Below are 24,624 nucleotides of genomic sequence, written 5' to 3'. Positions count from 1 at the left end.
ATAAAAATGGACAGCAACAGCGTAGAAAGCCACAGAACGTCGGGAAAGCTCATGTTAGCAGGCGGAGCACTGGGCGTTGTATTTGGTGATATCGGCACCAGCCCGCTTTATACCCTGAAAACAATATTACTATTGTCCGGGGATAATCCCACACCTGAGGTTATTCTGGGCTTGTTGTCGCTTATTTTTTGGACGCTAATCCTGGTCACTTCGGTAAAATACGCCATCTTCGCGATGCGTATCGACAATAATGGCGAAGGCGGCATTATGGCATTAATGTCATTGCTGGTGCATAAAGGGAAACACAGCAAGTGGGTGATGTTTGCCGCGTTGCCAGGTGCCGCTCTGATATATGGTGATGGTGCCATTACTCCCGCTATCTCCGTTCTTTCGGCTCTTGAAGGTCTTAACATCATCGTCCCGGAAGCTCAGTCTTATATTTTGCCTGCGACGGTCGTGATTCTGGTGGCCTTATTTGCTATTCAGCCCTTCGGCACCGCGAGAATAGGCAAAATCTTTGGCCCGGTGATGACTCTGTGGTTTATCGCCATTGCCGTGCTGGGGATATCAGGCATCGTCAAACATCCGGCGGTACTGTTGGCGATTAATCCGGCCTATGGAATTTCGTTTTTATTCTCTAACGGCTTCAGCAGTTTCCTGGTGCTGGGCGGCGTGTTCCTGTGCGTTACCGGTGCGGAGGCGCTGTACGCCGATATGGGGCATTTTGGTAAAAAACCTATCTGGTTGGCCTGGTTTGCTCTCGCGTTTCCTGCGTTATTACTCAACTATGCGGGGCAGTCAGCGATAATACTTTCCGGCGCTGACATTACGGGCAATATCTTCTTCCGTCTGTGTCCGCCGTTCCTGCAAATTCCGCTGGTGATTCTTGCCACCCTTGCCACGATAATTGCCAGCCAGGCGATTATCACAGGCGCATTTTCGATGACCCGACAGGCCATTCTGCTCGGCTGGCTCCCGCGTCTGCGCATCAAACAAACCACGGCGGAAAGCTATGGCCAGATTTACATCGGTACCATTAACTGGCTGTTGATGGTGGTGACGGTAGGCCTCGCCGTGACGTTCAAATCGTCGGAGAATCTTGCCGCGGCCTACGGCATTGCGGTGTCGCTGACCATGCTGATGACCTCCGGACTGCTGTTTATGGCCATGCGGCAGATCTGGGGCTGGAGCTTGTTGGCCAGCGGTCTGGTCGCCGCCTGTTTCCTGGTCATTGACAGCAGCTTCCTGATTGCCAACCTGGTGAAAGTGATGGAGGGGGGGTATATCCCGCTGACCCTGGCGGCGATTATCTGCGCCATTATGCTTATCTGGAACCGGGGAGTGAAGGCGACGTCACGTGCCATTAGTGAGAAAGTGATCGGTGTTGATGAGTTTTTCCAGAAACTCAGCGACATGCAGATCCCCCGGGTGCAGGGTACCGCACTGTTTTTAACCCGTATGCAGAATGGTGTTCCACCGGTGATGCGCTGGCATGTGGCGCGCAACCGTGCGCTACAGCAGAAAGTGGTGTCATTGACCATCGAAATACAGAACTTCCCGTACGTGAAGGCCAGCGACAGGCTGGTGTTTTGCGAACGTGCGCCGGGATACTGGCAGGGCGTGGCGCGCTATGGCTTTATGGAGCAGCCGCATATTCCGCAGCTGTTGCAGAGCGTTTCCGGTGCGCCAGCCCCGTTTATTGCCGATGAAATTACCTGGTATCTGGGGCACGAGACCATCATCGCCCGTGAAAGGGATGGGATGGCCTCGTGGCAGCGCAACTGCTATGCCTTTATGGTGAGAAACAGCACCCATATCACCAACTATTATCGTTTGCCGGGCGATCAGGTGGTGGAGATCGGTCGACGGGTCGCTATTTAACCGTATCGTGCAGACGATTGTGCAGCATCGAGCCGGTCAGCAGGGCGGCAATCAGCATCAGGGCGATAAAACCGCCCACGCCGTTCCAGCCGTAGTTATGCCAGAACACTCCGCCCAGCGTACCGGCGATACTGGAGCCAAGGTAATAGCTGAACAGGTATAACGAGGAAGCCTGACCGCGGGCGCGGCGGGCGCGTGGGCCTATCCAGCTGCTGGCAACCGAGTGTGCGGCGAAGAACCCGGCGGAGAACAGCAGCATCCCGGCAAAAATCAGCCACAGGGAAGCAAACAGGGTCATCAGCAGACCGAACAGCATTACGGCAATAGCGAACAGCATCACCGGGCCACGGCCATAGCGGGTGGTCATGGCGCCCGCTTTTGGCGAACTCCAGGTACCCGTGAGATAGGCAACCGACAGCAGGCCGACCACGGCCTGGCTCAGGGACCACGGCGAGAGCATCAGGCGGTAGCCGATGTAGTTGAACAGGGTAACAAACGACCCCATCAACAGGAATCCTTCAAGGAACAGCAGCGGAAGCCCGCGATCGCGCCAGTGCAGACGGAAGTTAATGAAAAGGGTTTTGGGGCGCAGGGACGTCGGGCGGAAGTGGCGCGAATCCGGCAGGATCTTCCAGAACATCAGCGCGGCCGCCAGGGCAAAACAACCGATAACCGCGATGGCAATGCGCCAGCCAAGGAAATCGGTAAACACCCCGGTAAGCAGACGTCCGCTCATCCCACCTATCGAGTTGCCGCTGATGTACAGCCCCATCGAGAATGCCACAAAGCTCGGGTGAATTTCTTCACTCAGATAGGTCATGCCGACCGCCGCAACGCCGCTCAGCGACAGGCCGATCAGGCCACGCATAATGAGGATCCCTTGCCAGCTGGTCATCATTGTCGAGAGCAGGGTGCAGCAGGAGGCCAGCAGCAGGGCGGTGACCATCACCTGCTTGCGGCCAATCGCGTCAGAAAGCGGGCCGGTAAACAGCAGACCAACGGCCAGCATCCCGGTAGAAATCGACAGAGAAATACTGCTGCCTGCCGGTGAAACACCGAATTCCTGCGACAGCACGGGCAGGATGGGCTGCACGCAATAGAGCAGGGCAAAGGTGGCAAGGCCTGCAGAAAACAACGCGAGCGTCACGCGGATAAACGCGGGAGTGCCGCGACGGATAAACTCATTCGACTGAAGTGCAGGTTTTTCGATGACGACGCCAGTCGGGGCGGTGTCAACGGTCGTTGTACGGCTCACGAGAGATCCTTGCTAATAGGGTGTAGATAATGCGACTCAGGTCACACTCAAAGAGTATGAAATTGTAAATATTCTGTCTAATATATTAATAATCTCAAATGATACGTTTTAAATATGAATATCGAACTGCGTCATTTACGCTATTTCATTGCCGTTGCTGAGGAACTTCACTTTGGCCGCGCCGCTGCCAGGCTCAACATCTCTCAACCCCCGCTGAGCCAGCAAATTCAGATCCTCGAGCAGCAAATTGATGCCCGCCTGCTGGCGCGCACCAACCGCAGCGTTAGCCTTACGGCGGCCGGGAGGCAGTTTCTGGCCGACAGTCGACAAATTCTCGGTATGGTGGAAGAGGCTTCCGCCCGTGCGTCCCGGCTTCATCATGGCGAAACGGGTGAGCTGCGTATCGGGTTTACCTCATCAGCACCGTTTATCGAGGCCGTTTCCTCCACGTTATCGCGGTTTCGTCACCAGTACCCGGATGTCCATCTACAGACCCGTGAAATGAACACTCGCGAGCAAATCACGCCGCTCAGCGAAGGTACTCTCGACTTAGGCTTAATGCGTAATACCCAGCTCCCGGACAACCTGACCTGGCAGGTTATTCGCCGTGAACCGCTGATGGCAATGGTGCCGCGCAGCCATCCGCTGGCGCAGCAGGAGAGCGTGAGTTTGCACGCTCTGGCCCAGGAGCCGTTCGTCTTTTTTGATCCACATGTCGGCACCGGGCTGTACGACGATATTCTCGGACTGATGCGTGAATTCAATTTGACGCCAACAATCACTCAGGAGGTGGGGGAAGCGATGACCATTATCGGCCTGGTGGCGGCTGGCCTTGGCGTATCGATTCTGCCGGCGTCATTTAAGCGAGTTCAGCTGCAGGAAATGTGCTGGCTACCCATAAAAGAAAAGCAGGCGTTATCAGAAATGTGGCTGGTATGGTCGAAGCACCATGAGCCGAGTCAGTCTGCCTTGCGTTTCCGGGAACAGTTAATTACCGCCGCAACGCACTAAAAAACGCCAACAAAAGGGGTAAAAATGTGCGGTAAATCACAAGGCTAAGTAAATATTTGACGGGTGGTATTGAAGTGTTTCACCATAGACATAAGTTTATTTCGAAGCGCGAAAATAAAGGGAGTTCAGTGGTGGTAGCCGACAGTCAGCCAGGGCATATTGATCAGATAAAGCAGACTAACGCCGGGGCGGTATACCGCCTGATCGATCAGCTCGGGCCGATATCACGCATCGACCTCTCCCGATTTGCGCAACTGGCACCCGCCAGTATCACCAAAATTGTTCGCGAGATGCTGGAAGCGCACCTGGTGCAGGAGACGGAAATCCAGGAGCCCGGCAGCCGTGGCCGCCCGGCGGTAGGGCTGATGGTGGAAACCGAAGCCTGGCATTATCTTTCGTTGCGCATCAACCGGGGGGAGATCCATCTCGCGTTGCGCGATCTCAGCAGCAAAGTGGTCGTTGAAGAACAACTCCCGTTGCCCGAGCAGGATACCCAGCCTTTCCTCAACCGCATCATCACGCATATTGACCAGTTTTTTATCCGCCACCAGAAGCAGCTGGAACGTCTGACCGCCATTGCCATCACTCTGCCGGGGATTATTGATACCGAGCACGGCATCATTCATCGCATGCCGTTCTATGACGACGTCAAAGAAATGCCGCTTGGCGAAGCGCTGGAGTCCCACACCGGCGTACCGGTATACATTCAGCATGACATCAGCGCCTGGACCATGGCGGAATCGCTGTTTGGCGCTTCCCGCGGGGCGCGCGACGTGATCCAGGTGGTTATCGACCATAACGTTGGCGCAGGGGTTATTACTGACGGTCGTCTGCTGCATGCGGGCAGCAGCAGCCTGGTGGAGATTGGCCACACTCAGGTCGATCCTTACGGTAAGCGTTGCTACTGCGGCAATCATGGATGCCTTGAGACCATTGCCAGCGTTGAAAGCGTGCTTGAGCTGGCGCAGGTAAGAATGGGGCAATCGATGAGCTCGTTGTTGCACCAGAAACCGTTAAGCGTGGAGTCGCTCTGTCAGGCGGCACTGCAGGGGGATCTGCTGGCGAAAGATATTATCAGCGGTATCGGCACCAACGTGGGCCGCATCCTCGCGATTATGGTCAATTTATTCAACCCGCAAAAAATACTGATTGGCTCACCGTTCAATCAGGCCGCCGACATCCTGTTCCCGGCCATTAGCGACTGCATTCACCGCCAGTCTTTGCCTGCATACAGCCGTCATATTTCGGTTGAAAGCACCCAGTTCTCCAATCGGGGGACCATGGCGGGCGCCGCGCTGGTAAAAGATGCGCTGTATAATGGATCTTTGTTGATACGACTGTTACAGGGTTAACAAATTCTGATTGTCGATAAAAAAATTGCGCTATCTCAAGCTGTGCATAACGCCCATCGCGTAGACTTTCACTCTTCTTAATTATTTCCTTTGGTTATAGACGACTCACGTGAAAGCCCAATTAATGAATGGGTTGACGGGAAGGGGCGTCTTCAATTTCACCAGCATAGCTGTGGAGTAAGTAATGCTTAAGCGTTTCTTTGTAACGGGTACTGATACTTCTGTCGGGAAAACGGTGGTTTCCCGCGCGCTACTGCAGGCGTTGGCGGCCAGCGGTAAAAGCGTGGCAGGATACAAGCCGGTTGCCAAGGGCTGTAAAGAGACGCCTGATGGTCTACGCAATCGGGACGCGCTGGTGCTCCAGAGCGTCTCAACGCCGGAATTACCCTACGAGGCCGTAAACCCGCTGGCGCTCAGCGAAGATGAGAGCAGCGTGGCGCACAGTTGCCCTGTTAACTATTCGCTGCTGTCGAACGGCCTTTCGCAGCTGAGTGGCCAGGTTGAACATGTTGTGGTTGAGGGTACCGGCGGCTGGCGCAGCCTGATGAACGATCTGCGTCCGCTTTCTGAATGGGTGGTGCAGGAGCAGCTGCCTGTTGTGATGGTGGTGGGCATTCAGGAAGGGTGTATCAATCATGCGCTGCTGACGGCTCAGGCCATTGCCAGCGATGGTCTGCCACTCATCGGCTGGGTCGCTAATCGCATCAACCCGGGTCTGGCGCATTACGCCGAAATCATCGAGGTGCTGAGCAAGAAACTGCCGGCCCCGCTGATTGGCGAACTGCCGTACCTGCCGCGCGCTGAACAGCGTGATCTGGCACATTACGTTGATTTATCTATCCTCGGCAGTGTGCTGGCGGTAGATAGAGTCTTTGCGTAGGGTTCGCGAGAGTACCGACGCCACCACGCACGCCATTAATAATCCGGGCAGTAACGTATACTGCCCGGTCATTTCACAGATCATCAGCGTCGACATAATCGGCGCATGCGTGGTTGCTGCCAGCAGCGTCGCCATTCCGGTAAGCCCCATCAACACGACCATCTGCGTATTTTCCGGCATCAACAAGCCACACAGATTTGCAAACAACATCCCGACGGCAAGGCCAACGAACAGCGTCGGTGTGAACACACCGCCCGGCGCGCCGGAGCCGCTGCTGACCAGCACGGCGAGCAGTTTGCAGATAAACACGCCGGCAATAACGCTAAGCACCGGCGGTGCCAGCAGATAACCCTGCACCGTACTGTATCCGTTTCCCCAGACCGCTGGCGTCAACAACGACAGCAGGCCAACGATTAGCCCGCCAAGCGCCAGTTGCCACGGCGGTGACAGATGTAAACGGACAAACTGCTGGTGAACGACGCCGAAAAGCCAGATAAACAGCGGGCCGCACAGCCCGGCGAGCAGGCCAGTGGCGATGATGAGTCCATATTCGGCAGGGGTGACGTGGGTAATGGCGTCCACCTTATAGAGCAGCGCGGCATCCCCGTTCAGCAGTTGCGTACTGAGCAGCGCCACGACGGCGGCGACCACCACCGGGCCGAGCGAGGCCAGCATCAATGTGCCAAACAGAATTTCGGCGATGAACAGGCTTCCGGCAAGGGGGGCATGATAAGCGCTGGCCATCCCGGCGGCGGCCCCGCAGGCAACCCACAGCTTCCACTCCGATTTAGGGGTAAAGCGCTGAGCGAACCACGATGCGGCCAGCGCGGCGAGCAGCACCATTGCGCCTTCGCGGCCAATGGCGCTACCGCTGACCACGACCAGAAGTGAGGCTAATGATTTAACCAGGCTGGCACCGTAATCGAACTTGCCATCGCCGGTTTCCAGCGCTTCCATGTAGTCGGTTGGCGCATGAGGGCGCTGCCGGGTATGGCGCTGCCAGCCCCAGAGCAGAGCGCCCGCGGCAAGCCCCCCTAGCGCAGGTGTCAGAAGTCGACGCCACCAGACCAGCGAGTTTGCCGCATTCACCAGGCTTCCGCTGTTGTTACTGAGGAACAACCACTCCAGCAGTAGCATCGCGTGACGAAACAGTGATACCGCCAGCGCCGCGAGAATACCAATCAGCATGGCAATCAGCAGACGGCGGAACATCGCATGAAGGTCTGGCCAGGCAGGGAGTCGTTGCATGATTTACCGGGATTTTCAGGGTGATACCGTATTGTGCGACGAAAATGGTGTTGAGGCAAAATCCGATGGTGAATAGTGAATAAAATTAAGGGGAGAAAACTCTCCCCCTAAATACCAGGCAGTTAGCGGTAGAGCTTTTTCTCGGCAACCGGGATAAGCAGCGTTTCACGCGCCTGCGCCAGAGTCAGCTGTGCCAGCTTACCCAGCGCCACATAGAACGGATGGCCAGCGTTCCCGATAAAGACCTCAAGGAAGCGCGATGACCATGGCAGCAGGTGCCAGGCCAGCAGCTCGTCGCAATCGTCGTACCGTTGGCTGTCGGTAAGCCAGGTGGCAAGCATCATCAGCGTGCCAAAGTGGTCTTCCGGCTCGTTCTGCGACACATCAAAGGCGATGCCTTTTTCCCGCATCCACTGGCGCAACGCGAGGGTGGAGTCTCCGAATAGCACGTTCTCACGGTCGAGCCAGACCGAACCCCACGGCGGTGCTGGCAGCGCCCAGGGTCCAACAAACAGGCGCTGATACGCCTCCGGCAGCGTCTCGTCGTTGGTTGCCGCAAAGCCCTCCGTCAGCGCCGCCACTTCCGGCGTTGCGTCCGGCCACTGTGCAAGCCAGGTGCCGTCCTGGAAAGCGTTAGCCAGCGGCGCGGTCTGTGCATTATCCGGCGCAAAGTAAAACAGGGCGCCAAGTACGCGGGTGGCAAAAGCGAAGGACTCGCGCTGTTGCTCATCAATCATCACATAATTCCTTTAATGGGCGTGGCAATAACGAGGAGTATACCCTCAGTATCAGGAGATCTTTTCAATCTCTACCAGATTAGTGTGCTGCGGATTACCTTTCGCCAGCGGCGAAGGGCGGTGCGTCGTCAGCGTGTTAATACAGCTTCCGTGATCAATACGGTCTCCGGTCATATTGGCATCGTGCCAGGCCCCCTGGCCCATGGCGGTGACGCCCGGCATGATGCGTGGCGTCACTTTTGCCGGAATGCGCAGCTCGCCACGTTCGTTAAACACCCGAACCATATCGCCATTGCGGATCTCCCGTTTTTGCGCATCGACGGGGTTCATCCACACTTCCTGACGACAGGCGGCCTGCAGCACGTCGATATTGCCGTAGCTTGAGTGGGTGCGGGCCTTATAGTGAAAACCAAACAGCTGCAGCGGAAGATGGGCGCGCAGCGGGCTGTCCCAGCCTTCGAAGGTGGAAGCGTATACCGGCAGCGGGCTGATGGTCTCATCTTTATCCAGATCCCAGCGGCTGGCGATATCAGCAAGCTGGCCTGAGTAGATCTCAATTTTTCCTGACGGCGTTTTCAACGGATTGGCGGCGGGGTCATCGCGAAACGCTTTGTAAGCGACAAAGTGACCATTCGGATCTTTGCGCTTGTAGATCCCCATCCGTTTGAGCTCGTCATAAGCCGGAAGCGCCGGGTCTTTGGCGGTCATTTTGGCGTACAGGTATTGTAACCATTCGGCCTGGCTGCGGCCTTCGGTGAACGCCTGATGGACGTCCGGCCCCAGACGTTTCGCAACTTCGCTCAGGATCCAGTAAATGGGTTTTCGTTCAAATTTCGCGGAGGTCGCGGGCTGAATGAATATCAGATAGCCCATGTTACCGGCGTAGTCGTTCGGGATAATATCTTCCTGCTCAACGGTCATCAGATCCGGGAGCAGCAGGTCGGCGTACTTCGCCGACGCGGTCATAAAGTTCTCAATCACCACGATCGTTTCGCACTTTGATTCATCCTGCAGAATGTCGTGGGTGCGGTTAATATCAGAGTGCTGGTTGATGATGGTGTTGCCCGCGTAGTTCCAGAAGAACTTAATCGGGACATCGAGTTTGTCTTTACCGCGCACGCCGTCGCGCAGGGCGGTCATCTCAGTACCGCGATCGATGGCGTCGGTCCAGCTGAAGCAGGATATCGCCGTTTTCACTGGGTTCTTCAGCACCGGCATGCGTTCAATGGTGATGGTATAAGTGGACTCGCGAGCGCCGCTGTTGCCGCCATTAATCCCAACGTTGCCGGTGAGAATGGGCAGCATTGCAATGGCGCGGGAGGTGAGCTCGCCGTTGGCCTGACGCTGTGGCCCCCAGCCCTGGCAGATATACGCCGGTTTGGTCATGCCAATTTCGCGGGCAAGCTGGGTGATTTTTTCAGCCGGAATACCGGTAATGCGCGCTGCCCAGTCCGGCGTTTTCGCCACGCCGTCGTCACCCTGGCCGAGAATATAAGCCTTGTAATGGCCGTTTGCCGGAGCGCCTTCCGGCAGGGTTTTCTCATCGTAGCCGACGCAGTATGTGTCGAGGAACGGCTGATCGACGAGGTTCTCCGTAATCAGTACCCAGGCGATCCCCGCGACCAGCGCGGCGTCGGTACCCGGGCGGATAGGGATCCACTCATCTTCACGTCCGGCTGCGGTATCGGTATAGCGCGGGTCGATGACAATCATCCTGGCGTTAGAGCGTTCGCGCGCCTGTTCAAGATAATAAGTAATGCCACCGCCGCTCATCCGCGTTTCGGCAGGATTATTACCGAACATCACCACCAGCTTGCTGTTCTCGATATCCGAAGTGCTGTTGCCCTCGTTAGTGCCGTAGGTGTACGGCATCGCGCAGGCAATCTGCGCGGTACTATAAGTACCGTACTGATTCAGATAACCGCCGTAGCAGTTCATTAATCGCGCAACCAGCGAGGCCGACGGTGACGAACGGGTTATATTGCCGCCGACGATCCCCGAGGCGTAGTTGATATACACCGCTTCATTGCCGTGTTCTTTAACCGTGCGCTGCAGGTTGTCCGCCAGCATATCCAGCGCCTCATCCCAGCTGATGCGCTCAAACTTACCTTCGCCGCGTTTGCCCACGCGTTTCATCGGATAATTCAGGCGCTCCGGGTGATTGATGCGCCGACGAATTGAACGACCGCGCAGACAGGCACGTACCTGGTGATTGCCGTAAACGTCGTCGCCGGTGTTGTCGGTTTCTACCCAGTAAACTTCGTTATCCCGCACGTGCAGGCGCAGCGCACAGCGGCTGCCGCAGTTAACGGAGCAGGCTCCCCAGACCACGCTATCTTTCGCCTGTTGCACCGCCTCCGCTGCTGCATTCAGACGAAACGGGAGCGACATGCCACCCGCGGCCAGCGCCAGCGACCCAATCGCAGAATTTTTTAGCAGCGATCGACGGCTGATCCCGCCTGAATGTTCGATTTCGGACATGACTACCCCCATTTTTCGCAAGATGGGGGGAATAGTACTTATTGGGAGGTATGAGAACATTATCCCCGGTCAAACCGGGGATAATCTGGCTGAAAGCGGTTACTGCGCTTCGCCAGAAGCGTCTTGTGCGCCAGAGGTGCGGGTATAAAGAATTTTGAAGGTGTCGTTGGCGCAGTGGCCTACGACCTGGGCACCAGGCTGGTCGGCCTGATCGTTAGGCACAATGCTCAGGGAGAAACCTGATTCCGGAACGCCATTGCCGATAATCTTCTGCTCAATGTCGCTTTTTACCCTTTCACAGGACTCCGGGGCCGCCAGCGCGGGCGCTGCCGCAACCACCAGTAAAGCCAGTAGCCATTTTGCTGATTTCATCTTTGCCTCCTTGTCACGCGTTCATCATCTCAGCATAGCAGAGCTAGTGTAAATAACTGTATTTGCTAAAATGAATGAGAAAAATCCCTGAACAGGAAGATTGTGTGAAGAAAGCGCTGATAATGGTGTCGATGGCGTGCGTGCTCGCCGGATGTGATAACGCCACGGCTCCGGCAAGCTTTACCCCGGAAATGGCCAGTTTCTCAAACGAATTTGATTTCGATCCGCTGCGTGGCCCGGTCAAAGCCTTCAGCCAGACGCTGATGGATGAAGACGGCAAAACAAGCAAGCAGGTCAATGCCAAAATGTCAGAAGAGGGGTGTTTTGACCTGCTCGAACTGAAAGACGTGGAGCACAATACCGGCGCAGCGCTGGTACTGGATGCCAACTACTACGTTGATGCCACGACTGACGAAAAACGGATTAAGTTGCAGGGTAAATGCCAACTGGCGGAACTGCCGGCGGCAGGATTAACCTGGGAGACCGACGACAACGGGTTTGTGGTTGCGGCGCATAGCAAAGATGTACAGATGACCTACAGCTATGCCAAAGACGGGTATCCGCTGGGGAAAACCACGGCGGCCCAGGACGAAAAGCTGGCGGTTGCGTTAACCCCTTCAAAAGATCTGCGTAAGCGCATGGACTACACGGCGGTGAGCCTGCTCAATGATAAGAAAATAGGGGATGCGTCCCAGCAGTGTAAATACGACCGTCACGATAACCCGGTGAGCTGCGAACTGAAAATGACCGATGACAGTGTAAAACCGCCGGTAGTGCGGAATTACACTATCAAGAACACTATCGAATATTACTGAGCCGTGGGCTTCAGCAGGGTCGGCGCTGGCGCTTTGTGAACCGCCAGATACTGGTTCTGGAAGATGCACATCCGAATTGTGTTGCGGTATTCACCGTTGATGAAGAACTCATGGATGAGTTCCCCCTCCACCATAAAACCGAGTTTACGGTAGATATGAATAGCCTTCTCATTCTCTTTATCAACAATGAGATACAGCTTATACAGGTTCAGCACGGTGAACCCGTAGTCCATCGCAAGCTTTGCAGCTTTAGAGGCCAGCCCTTTACCCTGATGCTCCGGGGAAATAATAATCTGGAACTCTGCGCGGCGGTGGACGTGGTTGATTTCCACTAACTCGACCAACCCGGCTTTCTCGCCTGCGTATTCCACCACAAAACGTCGTTCGCTCTGATCGTGAATGTGCTTGTCATACAGGTCGGAGAGTTCAACAAATGCCTCGTAGGGTTCTTCGAACCAGTAACGCATAACGCTGGCATTGTTATCGAGTTGATGGACGAAGCGCAGATCTTCGCGCTCCAGCGGGCGTAGCTTGATGGTTGGCGCATCAGCCATGAAAAGTCCTTTTGGTGAGAGTCATGAAAGGTGCCAGCATTTGGCACCTGGTTGAATTACGGCGCGACAGCCCGGCCGGTGCTACGATCGAGACAACGCAGGGTGTTAGGTTCCCAGTAAGCGTTAAGATTAGCACTTTGCTCGCACTTGTCGCGGGCATCAAAGGCGGTGTCCGTTTTGTCCCACTCTTTCTCAGCGCGGGTGTTCACTTTGTTGCGTAAGGAGCGGGTATCGTTCCATTGTTCCTTTTCCATGGCGGCATGCTGGCGGCTCTGGGCACTATCGCCGGATTCAATAACCAGTTTGCTGGTCTCGGCGCTAGCAGAAGCAGTGTACACGATGGCACCCAGCGTCAGCATAGCCGTCAGGCACAGGCGTTTGCTAAGTGTAATTTTCATTTCAGTATCCTTTCGATGATGAAAACGGTAAACCCAACGGTGAGTTTACTATATTCCTTTTCTACGTCATACCACTGCCATACAGACGGTATTCGCGTAAGATAGTTCAACTTTATTGAATAGTTACCAAACGATGATTAAAACCTCTCTACTTTTTTTCGCCACCGCCCTGTGTGAAATCATTGGCTGCTATCTGCCCTGGCTATGGCTGAAGCGGGGGGCAACACCGCTGTTGCTTCTCCCGGCGGCGCTTTCGCTGGGGCTGTTTGTCTGGCTTCTGACGCTTCACCCGGCGGCCAGCGGGCGCGTATATGCCGCCTATGGCGGTGTCTATGTCTTTACCGCACTCATCTGGATGCGCGCGGTGGACGGAGTACGCCTCAGTGCCTACGACTGGGTTGGCGCTGGCGTTGCCCTGTGCGGCATGCTCATCATCGTTGCCGGGTGGGGACGCGCATAATTTCTGCGGCTTCGGCCGCAATATATTCTTTTCTCTGTCGTGCTGATTTTGTGATCAATATACTTGTATGGTAGTAGGGTGATTGATTATGGTTGTGGCATACCCGTAAAGAGAAAAGGATCGAACTCATGAAAATCACTGGTGCAGAAGTTTTTGTCACCTGTCCTGGACGCAACTTCGTCACGCTAAAAATCACCACCGAAGACGGTCTTACCGGGCTGGGCGATGCCACGCTCAACGGACGTGAACTTTCGGTTGCCTCATATCTGCAGGATCATCTGTGCCCGCAGCTGATTGGCCGCGATGCCCGGCGCATCGAGGATATCTGGCAATGCTTCTATAAAGGCGCTTACTGGCGGCGCGGCCCGGTCACCATGTCGGCGATTTCTGCGGTCGATATGGCGTTGTGGGATATCAAAGCTAAAGCAGCAGGGATGCCGCTGTACCAGCTTTTGGGCGGCGCTTCGCGGGAAGGGGTGATGGTCTATTGCCATACCACCGGGCACTCTATTGATGAGGTGCTCGACGACTACGCGCGGCATAAAGAGATGGGCTTTAAAGCGATTCGTGTCCAGTGCGGGATCCCGGGCATGAAAACCACCTACGGTATGGCAAAAGGCAAGGGACTGGCGTATGAACCCGCCACTAAAGGCTTATGGCCGGAAGAACAACTGTGGTCGAGCGAAAAATATCTCGATTTCACTCCCTCACTGTTTGCCCGCGTGCGGGAGAAATTCGGCTTTAACGAACATCTGTTACACGACATGCACCATCGGCTGACGCCGATAGAAGCCGCGCGTTTTGGCAAAAGCGTGGAGGATTATCGTCTGTTCTGGATGGAGGATCCGACGCCGGCAGAAAACCAGGCCTGCTTCCGCCTGATTCGCCAGCATACGGTAACACCCATTGCGGTAGGTGAAGTGTTTAACAGTATCTGGGACTGTAAGCAGCTTATCGAAGAGCAGCTCATCGACTATATCCGCACCACCTTAACTCACGCCGGGGGGATTACCGGCATGCGGCGAATTGCTGATTTTGCCGCGCTCTACCAGGTGCGTACCGGCGCTCATGGCCCGTCGGATCTCTCCCCGGTGTGTATGGCCGCCGCGCTGCACTTCGACCTGTGGGTACCGAATTTTGGGGTGCAGGAATACATGGGCTATTCGGAGCAAATGCTGGAAGTGTTCCCGCACAGCTGGCGCTTTGATAACGGTTATATGCATCCTGGTGAAAAACCCGGCATCGGCATTGAGTTCGATGAAAAACTGGCGGCGAAATACCCCTACGATCCGGCCTGTCTGCCGATAGCACGGCTGGAAGATGGCACCCTCTGGAACTGGTAACAGGAGAATAAGATGAAAAGCATTGTGATTGAGCAGGCGAATCAGTTGAACATCAGCGTTCGTCCGTTACCGCAGCCGGGCGTGGGGGAAGTGCGTGTCAGAGTAAAACTTGCGGGGATCTGCGGCTCCGATAGCCATATCTACCGTGGGCATAACCCGTTTGCCCGCTACCCGCGCGTGATTGGCCATGAGTTTCTGGGGGTGATAGATGCCGTGGGTGAGGGGGGTGACCATAAACGTCTGGGGGAGCGGGTCTGCGTTGATCCGGTGATCAGCTGTGGTCACTGCTACCCCTGCAAAGTTGGCAAACCGAACGTCTGTACTTCGCTGGTTGTGCTGGGCGTACACCGTGACGGCGGGTTCAGTGAATACACCGTAGTACCGGCTAAAAACGCCTGGATTGTCCCCGATTCGGTGACCGACGAACAGGGTGTGATGACGGAGCCGTTCACCATTGCGGCCAACGTAACCGGGCAGGTTGCGCCCAATGAACAGGATGTTGCCCTGATTTATGGTGCAGGTCCGATGGGGCTTACCACCGTTCAGGTGCTAAAGCACGTGTACCACGTCAAAACGGTTATCGTTGTCGATCGTATTGATGAGCGATTGACGCTGGCGAAAACCTGCGGCGCCGATCTCATCTTCAATAATGCGCAGCGGTCGCTCCCGGAATGGCTGAACGAACAGGGGCTCCAGCCCACGCTGATTGTTGATGCAGCTTGCCATCCGACCATTCTGGCCGAAGCCATTGCGCTGGCTTCTCCGGCGGCGCGGATTGTCATCATGGGCTTTTCCAGTGAGCCGAGCAGCATTACCCAGCAGGCGATCACTGGCAAAGAGCTGTCGATTTTCTCCTCGCGGTTAAATGCGAACAAGTTCCCGCAGGTGCTGCAGTGGCTCGAGCAGGGCCTGATTCAACCGGAAAAACTGGTCACCCACCGCTTTGATTATCGAAACGTCGTCGATGCCCTGACCAAATTCGAACAAGACCAACAACACTGCTGCAAAGTTTTGCTGACTTTCGCGGATTAATTGTTCAACCCAATGGGTTTTTATTTATGCGATTACGTCGTACGCATCTTACCTCACAGAGATAGCTACCATGACAGACGTTACACATGAAAGAAGTACGAAAGACCTGGTCCGCGCGGCGGTTTCGGGCTGGCTTGGCACCGCGCTGGAGTTTATGGATTTTCAGCTGTATTCACTTGGTGCGGCGCTGGTATTCCATGAAATTTTCTTCCCGGAACAGTCTGCGGCGATGGCACTGATCCTCGCCATGGGCACCTACGGTGCCGGGTATATCGCCCGCATCGTTGGCGCTTTTATCTTTGGCAAAATGGGCGACCGCATTGGCCGCAAGAAGGTGCTGTTTATCACTATCACCATGATGGGGATTTGTACCACCTTGATTGGCGTGCTGCCCACCTACGCACAGATTGGTATTTTTGCGCCGGTGCTGCTGGTGACGCTGCGTATTGTTCAGGGGCTGGGGGCCGGAGCGGAAATCTCCGGTGCCGGGACCATGCTGGCTGAATATGCACCGAAAGGGAAACGCGGCATTATCTCTTCTCTGGTTGCCATGGGCACCAACTGCGGCACCCTCAGCGCTACGGCGATTTGGGCGGTGATGTTTTTCGCCCTCGATCGCGAAGAGCTGGTTGCCTGGGGCTGGCGCGTACCGTTTCTGGCAAGCGTCGTGGTGATGGTTTTCGCTATCTGGCTGCGTCTCAATCTGAAAGAGAGCCCGGTATTCGAAAAAGTGAGCGAAGCGGGCGGTTCGGCGGTGCAACAGGAATCAAACGCGGGCAGCCTTGGCGCAATGTTCAAAAGCAAATCCTTCTGGCTGGCAACCGGGCTGCGCTTTGGTCAGGCGGGGAACTCCGGGCTTATTCAGACGTTCCTCGCGGGCTACCTGGTACAGCAACTGATGTTCGATAAAGCCATTCCCACGGATGCGCTGATGATAAGTTCGGTGCTTGGATTCATCACCATTCCGCTGCTGGGCTGGTTGTCCGACAAGTTTGGCCGCCGGTTACCGTACATCATCGTCAGCCTCTCGGCGATCGTCCTCGCTTACCCGATGTTGTCTATTGTGGTCGATAAAAACTATGCGCCTGGTGCGATTATGGCCTCGATCATCATTATTCATAACGTGGCGGTGCTGGGTCTGTTTGCCCTTGAAAACATCACGATGGCGGAGATGTTTGGCTCCGGTAATCGCTTTACACGCATGGCGATCTCCAAGGAGGTGGGGGGACTGGTTGCCGTCGGTTTTGGTCCACTGCTGGCGGGGATTTTCTGCAACATCACCGGTTCGTGGTTGCCAATTGTGGTGATGATTGTCTGCTACTCGGTCATTGGCCTGCTTTCTGCTCTCTTCATGCCTGAGGTATGCGACCGCGACCTGAGCCTGCCTTATGACGCTGCAGACAAGCCAGGAAAGGAAGCGGTTATTACGGGTGTCACACAACTTTAGAATGATGTCATACCAATTGCGTATAAATTAACGTAAATCAAAACATCGGTGAAAACACTCGTTAATCTAGTATGGCAATCAGTTTTCTACACAGTGAGTACAACGATGCAAAACAAGCTACTGACCGCGAAAGCAACGCTTCCCGTATACGACCGCAATGCGCTGGTACCGCGCATTGTGCACCTGGGTTTTGGCGCGTTTCACCGCGCGCATCAGGCGGTATACGCCGATATTCTTGCCGCTGAACACGGCAGCGACTGGGGTTATACCGAGGTTAACCTGATTGGCGGCGAACAGCAGATTGCCGACCTGAATCAACAAAACACCCTCTATACCGTGGCGGAAATGTCCGCCGATGCCTGGACCGCCCGTGTTGTTGGGGTGGTAAAACGCGCGCTGCATGCCGAAGTGGATGGCCTGGAAACCGTATTCAGCGCCATGTGCGAGCCGCAGGTGGCGATTGTATCCCTGACTATCACCGAAAAGGGCTACTGCCATTCACCGGCCACCGGCGAACTTATGCTCGATCACCCGCTCATTGCTGCCGATCTGCGGGATCCGCACCATCCGCGCTCTGCGCCGGGCGTTATCGTCGAAGCGCTGGCGCGGCGTAAAGCCGCCGGGCTTGCCGCCTTCAGTGTGATGTCCTGCGATAATATGCCGGAGAACGGCCATGTGCTGCGTAAGGTGGTCTGCGCTTACGCCCGCGCGGTAGATGCCGGGCTGGCAGCCTGGATTGAACAACACGTTACCTTCCCGTCGACGATGGTTGACCGCATCGTTCCGGCCGTCACCGCCGATACGCTTGATAAAATTGAGCAGTTGACCGGCGTGCGCGACCCGGCAGGTGTGGCCTGCGAGCCGTTCCGCCAGTGGGTGATCGAAGATAACTTCGTCGCCGGTCGTCCGCAGTGGGAAAAGGCGGGGGCGGAGCTGGTCAGCGACGTTATTCCGTTTGAAGAGATGAAGCTGCGTATGCTTAACGGCAGCCACTCCTTCCTCGCGTATCTCGGCTATCTGGCGGGGTATCAGCACATCAACGACTGCATGGAAGATGAGAACTATCGCCGTGCCGCACATGCCCTGATGCTGAAAGAGCAGGCACCCACGCTGAAGGTGAAGGGGGTGGATCTCGGCCGTTATGCCGGGCTGCTCATCGATCGTTACAGCAATCCGGCGCTGCGCCACCGTACCTGGCAGATTGCCATGGACGGAAGCCAGAAGCTGCCGCAGCGGATGCTGGATTCCGTGCGCTGGCACCTGGTGCATCAGACTCCGTTTGATCTGCTGGCGCTGGGCGTGGCGGGCTGGATGCGCTACGTCGGCGGCGTGGATGAACAGGGCAATGCCATTGAAGTGTGCGATCCGCTACTCGCTGAAATTCAGGCGGCGGTGCGGCACAGCGCGGAAGGCGAAGCGCGCGTACAGGCGCTGCTGAGTATTGAAGCGATCTTCGGCAAAGAGCTGCCGCTGGAGAATCTGTTTGTCAGCAAAGTCACGAAGGCTTATCTGTCACTGCTCGAAAACGGCGCGAAAGCCACCGTTGCGGCGGCTGCCGGATCTCTGTAATCCCGTCCTGTTCCCCCTCGTTAACGAGGGGGAAGTCTCAGTTCACCAGCAGCCGCAAACCTAAATCTTCCGGATACGGCGTAAAATAGTTTTGCGTCAGCAGATAGTGGTTTGGATATTCATCCAGATAGCGCTTCAGAAGCGTGACCGGGGCGAGAAGCGGTAACTGCCCGGCGAGATAGCTGAGGATTGACTCGCGCAGTTCAGCGCGCTGCCTGGCGTTCAGTTGATTGCGGAAGTAGCCCTGAATGTGCATCAGTACGTTAGTGTGATTCTGTCGCGTCGCGACCTTCTGCAGAATAGCCATCAGCTTTTCCCGGTACATCACGAAAAAAAGTCTCCAGATCTTCCCATTCATGCAGTGACGCGACGAGCGGACCAATCTCGCGATAACCCGGCTGGTGGTGTGCCAGCAATTGCAGCTTATAGCGGCTGTGAAAAGCCAGCAGGGCATGCCGGGTGAGGCCATGAGCTTGCAGGCGATTAACGTCGTGGAGAGCAAAAACGCATTCGATAAAGTTTTCCCGCAACGAAGGCTCCTGCAGGCGGCGGTCTTCTTCGACCGGTAGCCAGGGGGAGTGCTGCAACAGCTCCGCCGCCGATGAAGCATCTGCGACAATCACGCCTGATACATCAGTCTGTAAGGGGAGTAACGGAGTGCTAATGGGTTTAAACGTCACCCAGTCCGTCAGCGTATTCATCACCAGGCCCATCCGCTTAAGCCCGCCGTCAAAAGGTTCACTGGAGCCTGTTATGCCGATAACGGGAAGCGTGTTCATGATGTTGTCCTTAGCCATATGATTCAGGTGAAAAGTCGGGGGCTCAGGTCTTATTCTTCGCTAAACCAGTCGCTGTTTTCCTGACGAATTAATAAGACAGACTCGCTGATTTCATCCAGATGCAGGGTCATCGCTTTTACCACCGCATCGGCGTCGCGTTTTTCCAGCGCATTGAAGATATCGTAGTGCTGGCGCAGCAGCATTTCCGGGGAGGAAATGTGATCGAGGCTCATGTAGCGCACCCGGTCGATAGCGGCTTTGATGTTTTCAATGGTGTCCCACGCCAGCTGGCAGTCGGCAATGCCCGACAGCGTCTGGTGGAACTCATCATCCAGCAGGAAGAAATCGTTCGGCTGATGACGCTCAATGGCGATTCGCTGCTGCTGCAGGTTCTTTTCCAGCTGGTAGCACTGTGCGTCGTTGATAAGCCCTGCGGCACGGCGAACCACGGCGCATTCGATGGCCTGGCGAACAAAGCAGCCGTTGCGCACCTGGGAGAGGGATATTTTGTTCACGTAGCTGCCGCGCTGCGGACGGATCTGGATAAGGCCGTTTTCCGCAAGCTTGATGAATGCCTCCCGCACCGGCTGACGCGAGACGTCAAAACGTACGGAGACCTCTTTTTCGGAAAGCGGAGTTCCCGGCGGGATCAGGCAATGGACGATCTCCCGGCGCAGGATCCGGTAGATCTGCTGGTTAACAGGCTGTGTTGGGTTTAATTGCGATTCAGCGGCCATTGGCTCTTACTTTTTAACGGATTAACGACATGATTTTAGACATTTTTTGCCAGCACGCCCAACCCGGCCACGGTGGGCCGGGAAGAGGGGGATCAGGAGCGGTGCACGCTCAGACCCGCAAACGACTGGCTGACCGGCATCATTTCAACGGTATTGATGTTGACGTGCGCAGGTAACGTCGCCACCCACCAGACGGTTTCGGTGACGTCTTCTGGCGTCAGGGCGTTAGCGTTCTCATAGGCTTTGCCCGCTTTCTCATCGTCGCCTTTGAAACGCACGTTGGAGAACTCGGTGCCGCCAACCAGACCGGGTTCAATGTCAGTCACGCGAATGGCGGTACCGTGCAGATCGGTACGCAGGTTCAGGCTGAACTGGCGCACGAAGGCTTTGGTGGCGCCATAGACGTTGCCACCGGCATACGGCCAGTTTCCTGCCGTGGAACCGATATTGATGATGTGGCCACGGTTACGCTCAACCATGCCCGGCAGCACAGCGCGGGTCATATACACCAGACCTTTGTTGTTGGTGTCGATCATGGTTTCCCAGTCTTCGAGGTTCGCTTTGTGCGCGGGTTCAAGCCCCAGCGCCAGACCAGCGTTGTTGACCAGTACGTCAATGCTGCGCCAGTCGGCAGGCAGACCTTCCATCATCTCTTCGATAGCGGCACGGTTGCGAACGTCGAGTTGCGCGGTCAGAATGCGGTCACCGAACTCCTCCTGCAGCTCCTGCAGACGTTCGTGGCGACGGCCGGTCGCGATAACTTTATGGCCATTAGCGATAAAACGACGGGTGATGCACTCACCAAAACCGGCGGTCGCCCCGGTAACCAGGATAATCATCTCACTGTTCCTCAATGCTTTTCATGTCTGACTACCATAGCACGATCTCGGTCTGCGAAAAATGATTGCTGAGGCTTTAAGGATTGCGGTTTTGCGGGCCTGCGCCTACTCTGGGCAATACGCTGAAAAGTCGGGAGAAGATGATGTCCGCCAATAATCCATTTTTTGAATCCAGCCTGCTGCCGTATCAGGCCCCCCCGTTTGACCGTATTAAAGATGAGCACTACCGCCCGGCGTTTGATGAAGCGATAAAACGTAAACGCGAAGAAATCGCCGCCATTGCCAACAACCCGGCTCCTGCTACCTTTGCCAACACCTTTGAGGCACTGGAAAAAAGCGGTGACATGCTGACGCGGGTGACCACGGTGTTTTTCTCGATGGCCTCGGCGAATACCAACGACGCTATTCTGGAGCTCGACCCATTATTCTCTGCCGCGCTGGCGGAGCTTGGCAGTGATATTTATCTTAACGATGCGCTGTTTGAACGCGTTCAGACGCTGTGGCAACAAAGAGCGTCCCTGGAGCTGGATGCAGAATCGCTGCGCTTAGTTGAGGTTGTCTATCAGCAATTCCTGCTGGCCGGTGCCACCCTCGGGGCAGAGCAGAAGCGTGAACTGAAATCGCTCAACGCTGAAATCGCCACTTTAAACAGCCAGTTTAACCAGCATCTGCTGGCGGCGGCGAAAAGCGGCGGCCTGGTGGTTGACGATGAAAAACAGCTGGCGGGGCTTTCCGCCGATGAGATAGCGGCCGCTGCCGGTGCCGCCCGCGATAAAGGGCTTGTCGGGCGCTGGCTGCTGCCGCTGCTGAACACCACCCAGCAACCGGCGCTGTCGGCGCTGAGCCATCGTGCAACCCGTGAGAAGCTGTTCAAAGCCAGCTGGCAGCGCACCGAAAAGGGCGATGAAAACGATACCCGCTCGCTTATCAGGCGCATAGTGGCTATTCGCGCCCGCCAGGCGGCGTTGCTGGGCTTTGCCGATTATGCAAGCTGGAGCATGGCTGACCAGATGGCCAAAACGCCGGCCGCCGCGTATCAGTTCATGCGCGAGATTACCCCAGCCGCGCGCGCCCGTGCCGAAGCGGAGCTTGCCGACATCCAGCAGATGATAGACGCAGAAAAGGGCGGTTTTAAAGCCGAAGCGTGGGACTGGCCCTGGTACAGCGAACAGGTTCGCCGCGCGCGTTATGCCCTCGATGAGTCGCAAATCAAACCCTATTTTGCCCTCGACCGCGTCCTGCAGGACGGGGTGTTCTGGACGGCGTCGCAGCTCTTTGGCATTCGTTTTATCGAACGCTTCGATATTCCCGTCTGGCACCCTGACGTGCGCGTCTGGGAGATCTTCGATAACAACGGCGAAGGCATGGCGCTGTTCTATGGCGATTTCTTCGCTCGCGACAGTAAATCCGGCGGCGCGTGGATGGATAACCTGGTACAACAGTCCACGCTGCTTGGCACCCGCCCGGTCATTTACAACGTCTGCAACTATCAAAAACCGGCTGCGGGGCTGGCGGCGCTGCTCTCCTGGGATGATGTGATCACATTGTTCCATGAGTTTGGTCATACGCTGCACGGCCTGTTCGCCAGCCAGCGTTATCCGGGGCTTTCCGGTACCCGCACGCCGCGTGATTTCGTCGAATTCCCGTCGCAGATTAACGAGCACTGGGCCAGCCACCCGCAGGTATTTGCCCACTATGCGCGTCATTTTGAAAGCGGTGAACCGATGCCGGAAACGCTGCGCGACAGCATGTTCCGCGCCGCCACGTTCAACAAAGGCTATGACATGACCGAACTGCTGAGCGCCGCGCTGCTGGATATGCACTGGCACAGCGTTGGGGACTCGGCGACACCGCAGGACGTTGACCAGTTCGAATCACAGGCTCTGGCCGCCGAGGATCTGAATCTGGCCGCTGTGCCTCCACGTTACCGCAGCAGCTATTTCGCCCATATCTTTGGTGGTGGCTATGCGGCGGGGTATTACGCCTATTTATGGACGCAAATGCTCGCCGACGACGGCTATCAGTGGTTTGTTGAGCAGGGTGGTTTGACTCGCGAAAACGGGCAGCGCTTTCGCGATGCGGTGCTTTCTCGTGGTAATAGTAGCCCACTCGAGGCGCTGTACCGTGACTGGCGCGGGCACGATCCGCACATTGAGCCAATGCTGGTGAATCGGGGCTTACAGTAATTCAACCGCTAATAAGCAATCAGGACAGGGATGAAAAAACGATTCTCACTTTGTGTAGCGCTGCTGATGGCAGCGCAGGTTCAGGCGGCCGATCAGATTCACTTCTGGGATCAACCGCAGCACGGCGGCAACAGCTTTAACCGTTTGCCACCTGATGAGGCCTATTTCCAGAGCCTGCGCGGCTACGGCGCGACCTGGGTGCGTCTCTCTTGGGATAAATGGAAACCGGAGGGGCGGGATTTTCTGATTGGCGATGCCGATAATTATCAGCATCTTTCGCCGCAGGATCTGGCTACGCTCAAACAGGTGCTGGCGCGGGCAGATAAGGCGGGGCTGAAAGTGGTTATTGCGCCGCTGTCTCTGCCGTGGATGCGCTGGTCGCAAAATAACGGCGGCAAGTTTGATGATCGCCTGTGGCAGGACAAAAAGCGCTGGGACTCAGCCATTCGCTTCTGGCGCGATCTGGCGCAGGCGTTGAAAGATGAACCGGCGATTGCCGCGTACAATCTCATTAACGAACCGGCCCCGGAAAAAACCACCGGACTGAGCGAGCAGGCAACGGTTGCCGCCCTGAGCGACTGGTACCAACAGCAGCAGGGAACCGCCCGTAATCTGCCGCAGTTTTACAATGAGGTCATCGCGGCTATCCGCGAAGTGGATAAGGTAACACCGGTGATGGTTGACGGTGGCTGGTATGGCTCTGCGCGTGGTTTTTCCGGCTGGCCTGAGCGGCTTAAAGACGATCGCGTGTTGTACAGTTTCCACATGTATGAACCCTATGCCTTTACCAGTACGCCTAACGTTCGCCGTAAAACACCGTATGTGTACCCAGGCAACGTCCCTTTTGGCGGGGAATTGGTGAACTGGGATGCCGGGACCGTCGCTAAATGGATGGCGGCACCCTACGACTGGGCGGAACGTCACCAGGTGCCGCAAAACCGCGTTGTGGCCGGGGAGTTTGGTTGTATTCGCACCCTGAAAGGCTGCACCCAGTGGCTGGAAGATGTGCTGCAGGTTCTCGACAAGCGCCAGTCTCACTGGGCGTTTTACAGCTTCCGCGAGGACGCCTGGGACGGCATGGATTACGAACTGGGTAGTGGTAAAGTGCCATGGAAATACTGGCAGGCGATGGAGCAGAATCTGCCGGATCCCGTACCACGAAAAGCCACGGCAGAATTTGCGCCCATTCAGAAACGCTTGGCTCCCACTGCACCATAAAATAAAAGGCCCCGCGGGGCCTTCAGTTTT

Annotated in this window: 21 protein-coding genes and 1 pseudogene; 12 read left to right on the top strand and 10 right to left on the bottom strand. The window is 56.0% G+C overall.

Annotated elements, in window-relative coordinates; translation table 11 throughout:
* Positions 1–6 precede the first annotated feature (6 nt).
* Positions 7–1,881 carry a potassium transporter Kup gene (locus tag GYRE_RS19100; protein WP_006819961.1) on the top strand — a complete coding sequence of 625 codons (1,875 nt, stop codon included), beginning with the start codon at positions 7–9 and terminating at the stop codon, positions 1,879–1,881.
* Here GYRE_RS19100 and GYRE_RS19095 read toward each other — a convergent pair.
* Complete coding sequence (locus GYRE_RS19095) at positions 1,874–3,136, bottom strand: MFS transporter (RefSeq protein WP_006819962.1); 1,263 nt, start codon at positions 3,134–3,136, stop codon at positions 1,874–1,876. The two genes, GYRE_RS19100 and GYRE_RS19095, sit on opposite strands and share 8 nt — an antisense overlap.
* Positions 3,137–3,250: 114 nt before the next feature.
* Between GYRE_RS19095 and GYRE_RS19090 the strand changes: the two genes are divergently transcribed.
* The 3 genes from GYRE_RS19090 to bioD all read left to right on the top strand — a co-directional run bounded on the left by GYRE_RS19090 (position 3,251) and on the right by bioD (position 6,379).
* Positions 3,251–4,147: a LysR family transcriptional regulator gene (locus tag GYRE_RS19090; RefSeq protein WP_006819963.1), complete on the top strand. Its 897-nt coding sequence runs from the start codon at positions 3,251–3,253 to the stop codon at positions 4,145–4,147.
* A gap of 131 nt (positions 4,148–4,278) precedes the next feature.
* Complete coding sequence (gene mlc / locus GYRE_RS19085; RefSeq protein WP_038257598.1) at positions 4,279–5,499, top strand: sugar metabolism global transcriptional regulator Mlc; 1,221 nt, start codon at positions 4,279–4,281, stop codon at positions 5,497–5,499.
* A gap of 184 nt (positions 5,500–5,683) precedes the next feature.
* Positions 5,684–6,379 (top strand): dethiobiotin synthase, encoded by a 696-nt coding sequence (bioD, locus tag GYRE_RS19080; protein ID WP_006819965.1) that lies wholly within the window; start codon positions 5,684–5,686, stop codon positions 6,377–6,379.
* Here bioD and clcB read toward each other — a convergent pair.
* The 4 genes from clcB to GYRE_RS19060 form a co-directional block, all read right to left on the bottom strand.
* Positions 6,332–7,627, bottom strand: coding sequence for a voltage-gated ClC-type chloride channel ClcB (clcB, locus tag GYRE_RS19075; protein WP_038257568.1), 1,296 nt, complete (start codon positions 7,625–7,627; stop codon positions 6,332–6,334). The two genes, bioD and clcB, sit on opposite strands and share 48 nt — an antisense overlap.
* A 122-nt stretch (positions 7,628–7,749) precedes the next feature.
* The gene (dmsD, locus tag GYRE_RS19070; protein ID WP_038257567.1) at positions 7,750–8,364 is read right to left on the bottom strand and encodes a Tat proofreading chaperone DmsD; all 615 of its coding nucleotides are present in this window, start codon (positions 8,362–8,364) and stop codon (positions 7,750–7,752) included.
* Between the two features lie 51 nt (positions 8,365–8,415).
* Entirely contained in the window at positions 8,416–10,845 is a 2,430-nt protein-coding gene (gene ynfE / locus GYRE_RS19065; RefSeq protein ID WP_038257566.1) for a selenate/tellurate reductase subunit YnfE, read from the bottom strand.
* 99 nt (positions 10,846–10,944) lie between these two features.
* Positions 10,945–11,217 carry a DUF1161 domain-containing protein gene (locus GYRE_RS19060; RefSeq protein ID WP_006819969.1) on the bottom strand — a complete coding sequence of 91 codons (273 nt, stop codon included), beginning with the start codon at positions 11,215–11,217 and terminating at the stop codon, positions 10,945–10,947.
* 104 nt (positions 11,218–11,321) lie between these two features.
* Between GYRE_RS19060 and GYRE_RS19055 the strand changes: the two genes are divergently transcribed.
* Complete coding sequence (locus tag GYRE_RS19055; RefSeq protein ID WP_081874679.1) at positions 11,322–12,032, top strand: YnfC family lipoprotein; 711 nt, start codon at positions 11,322–11,324, stop codon at positions 12,030–12,032.
* Here the strand turns inward: GYRE_RS19055 and speG are convergent.
* Together speG and GYRE_RS19045 are read right to left on the bottom strand one after the other, a co-directional pair.
* Positions 12,026–12,586 carry a spermidine N1-acetyltransferase gene (gene speG, locus GYRE_RS19050; protein ID WP_006819971.1) on the bottom strand — a complete coding sequence of 187 codons (561 nt, stop codon included), beginning with the start codon at positions 12,584–12,586 and terminating at the stop codon, positions 12,026–12,028. The two genes, GYRE_RS19055 and speG, sit on opposite strands and share 7 nt — an antisense overlap.
* 56 nt (positions 12,587–12,642) lie before the next feature.
* Entirely contained in the window at positions 12,643–12,984 is a 342-nt protein-coding gene (locus tag GYRE_RS19045) for a DUF1283 family protein (protein ID WP_006819972.1), read from the bottom strand.
* Between the two features lie 133 nt (positions 12,985–13,117).
* Between GYRE_RS19045 and GYRE_RS19040 the strand changes: the two genes are divergently transcribed.
* The 5 genes from GYRE_RS19040 to GYRE_RS19020 all read left to right on the top strand — a co-directional run bounded on the left by GYRE_RS19040 (position 13,118) and on the right by GYRE_RS19020 (position 18,835).
* The gene (locus tag GYRE_RS19040) at positions 13,118–13,444 is read left to right on the top strand and encodes a YnfA family protein (protein WP_038257565.1); all 327 of its coding nucleotides are present in this window, start codon (positions 13,118–13,120) and stop codon (positions 13,442–13,444) included.
* A gap of 128 nt (positions 13,445–13,572) precedes the next feature.
* A complete protein-coding gene (gene manD / locus GYRE_RS19035; RefSeq protein WP_038257563.1) occupies positions 13,573–14,787 on the top strand; it encodes a D-mannonate dehydratase ManD in 1,215 nt (404 codons plus the stop codon).
* A gap of 12 nt (positions 14,788–14,799) precedes the next feature.
* Positions 14,800–15,819 carry a Zn-dependent oxidoreductase gene (locus GYRE_RS19030; protein WP_038257561.1) on the top strand — a complete coding sequence of 340 codons (1,020 nt, stop codon included), beginning with the start codon at positions 14,800–14,802 and terminating at the stop codon, positions 15,817–15,819.
* Positions 15,815–17,266 (top strand): MFS transporter, encoded by a 1,452-nt coding sequence (locus GYRE_RS19025; RefSeq protein WP_258521985.1) that lies wholly within the window; start codon positions 15,815–15,817, stop codon positions 17,264–17,266. The genes GYRE_RS19030 and GYRE_RS19025 overlap by 5 nt, the downstream gene beginning before the upstream one ends.
* A gap of 105 nt (positions 17,267–17,371) precedes the next feature.
* Positions 17,372–18,835 (top strand): mannitol dehydrogenase family protein, encoded by a 1,464-nt coding sequence (locus GYRE_RS19020; protein WP_038257559.1) that lies wholly within the window; start codon positions 17,372–17,374, stop codon positions 18,833–18,835.
* Positions 18,836–18,872: 37 nt separating this feature from the next.
* On the opposite strand, the pseudogene GYRE_RS19015 reads toward GYRE_RS19020, so the two are convergent.
* The 3 genes and pseudogenes from GYRE_RS19015 to ydfG form a co-directional block, all read right to left on the bottom strand.
* Positions 18,873–19,614 (bottom strand): annotated as a pseudogene (locus GYRE_RS19015) (YbgA family protein).
* A gap of 50 nt (positions 19,615–19,664) precedes the next feature.
* Positions 19,665–20,351: a GntR family transcriptional regulator gene (locus GYRE_RS19010; RefSeq protein WP_006819979.1), complete on the bottom strand. Its 687-nt coding sequence runs from the start codon at positions 20,349–20,351 to the stop codon at positions 19,665–19,667.
* 92 nt (positions 20,352–20,443) lie between these two features.
* A complete protein-coding gene (ydfG, locus tag GYRE_RS19005; protein WP_006819980.1) occupies positions 20,444–21,190 on the bottom strand; it encodes a bifunctional NADP-dependent 3-hydroxy acid dehydrogenase/3-hydroxypropionate dehydrogenase YdfG in 747 nt (248 codons plus the stop codon).
* Positions 21,191–21,333: 143 nt separating this feature from the next.
* On the opposite strand from ydfG, the gene dcp reads away from it, so the two are divergent.
* Both dcp and GYRE_RS18995 read left to right on the top strand, forming a co-directional pair.
* Entirely contained in the window at positions 21,334–23,376 is a 2,043-nt protein-coding gene (gene dcp, locus GYRE_RS19000) for a peptidyl-dipeptidase Dcp (protein ID WP_038257556.1), read from the top strand.
* A gap of 30 nt (positions 23,377–23,406) precedes the next feature.
* Positions 23,407–24,594, top strand: coding sequence for a glycoside hydrolase family 5 protein (locus GYRE_RS18995; protein ID WP_006819982.1), 1,188 nt, complete (start codon positions 23,407–23,409; stop codon positions 24,592–24,594).
* Positions 24,595–24,624 lie beyond the last annotated feature (30 nt).

Source organism: Yokenella regensburgei ATCC 49455, from assembly GCF_000735455.1.
In the GTDB taxonomy this organism is placed as follows: Bacteria; Pseudomonadota; Gammaproteobacteria; order Enterobacterales; family Enterobacteriaceae; genus Yokenella; species Yokenella regensburgei.
The sequence above is the reverse complement of the archived record's forward strand: the minus strand, read 5'-3'. Positions and strand labels throughout refer to the sequence as shown.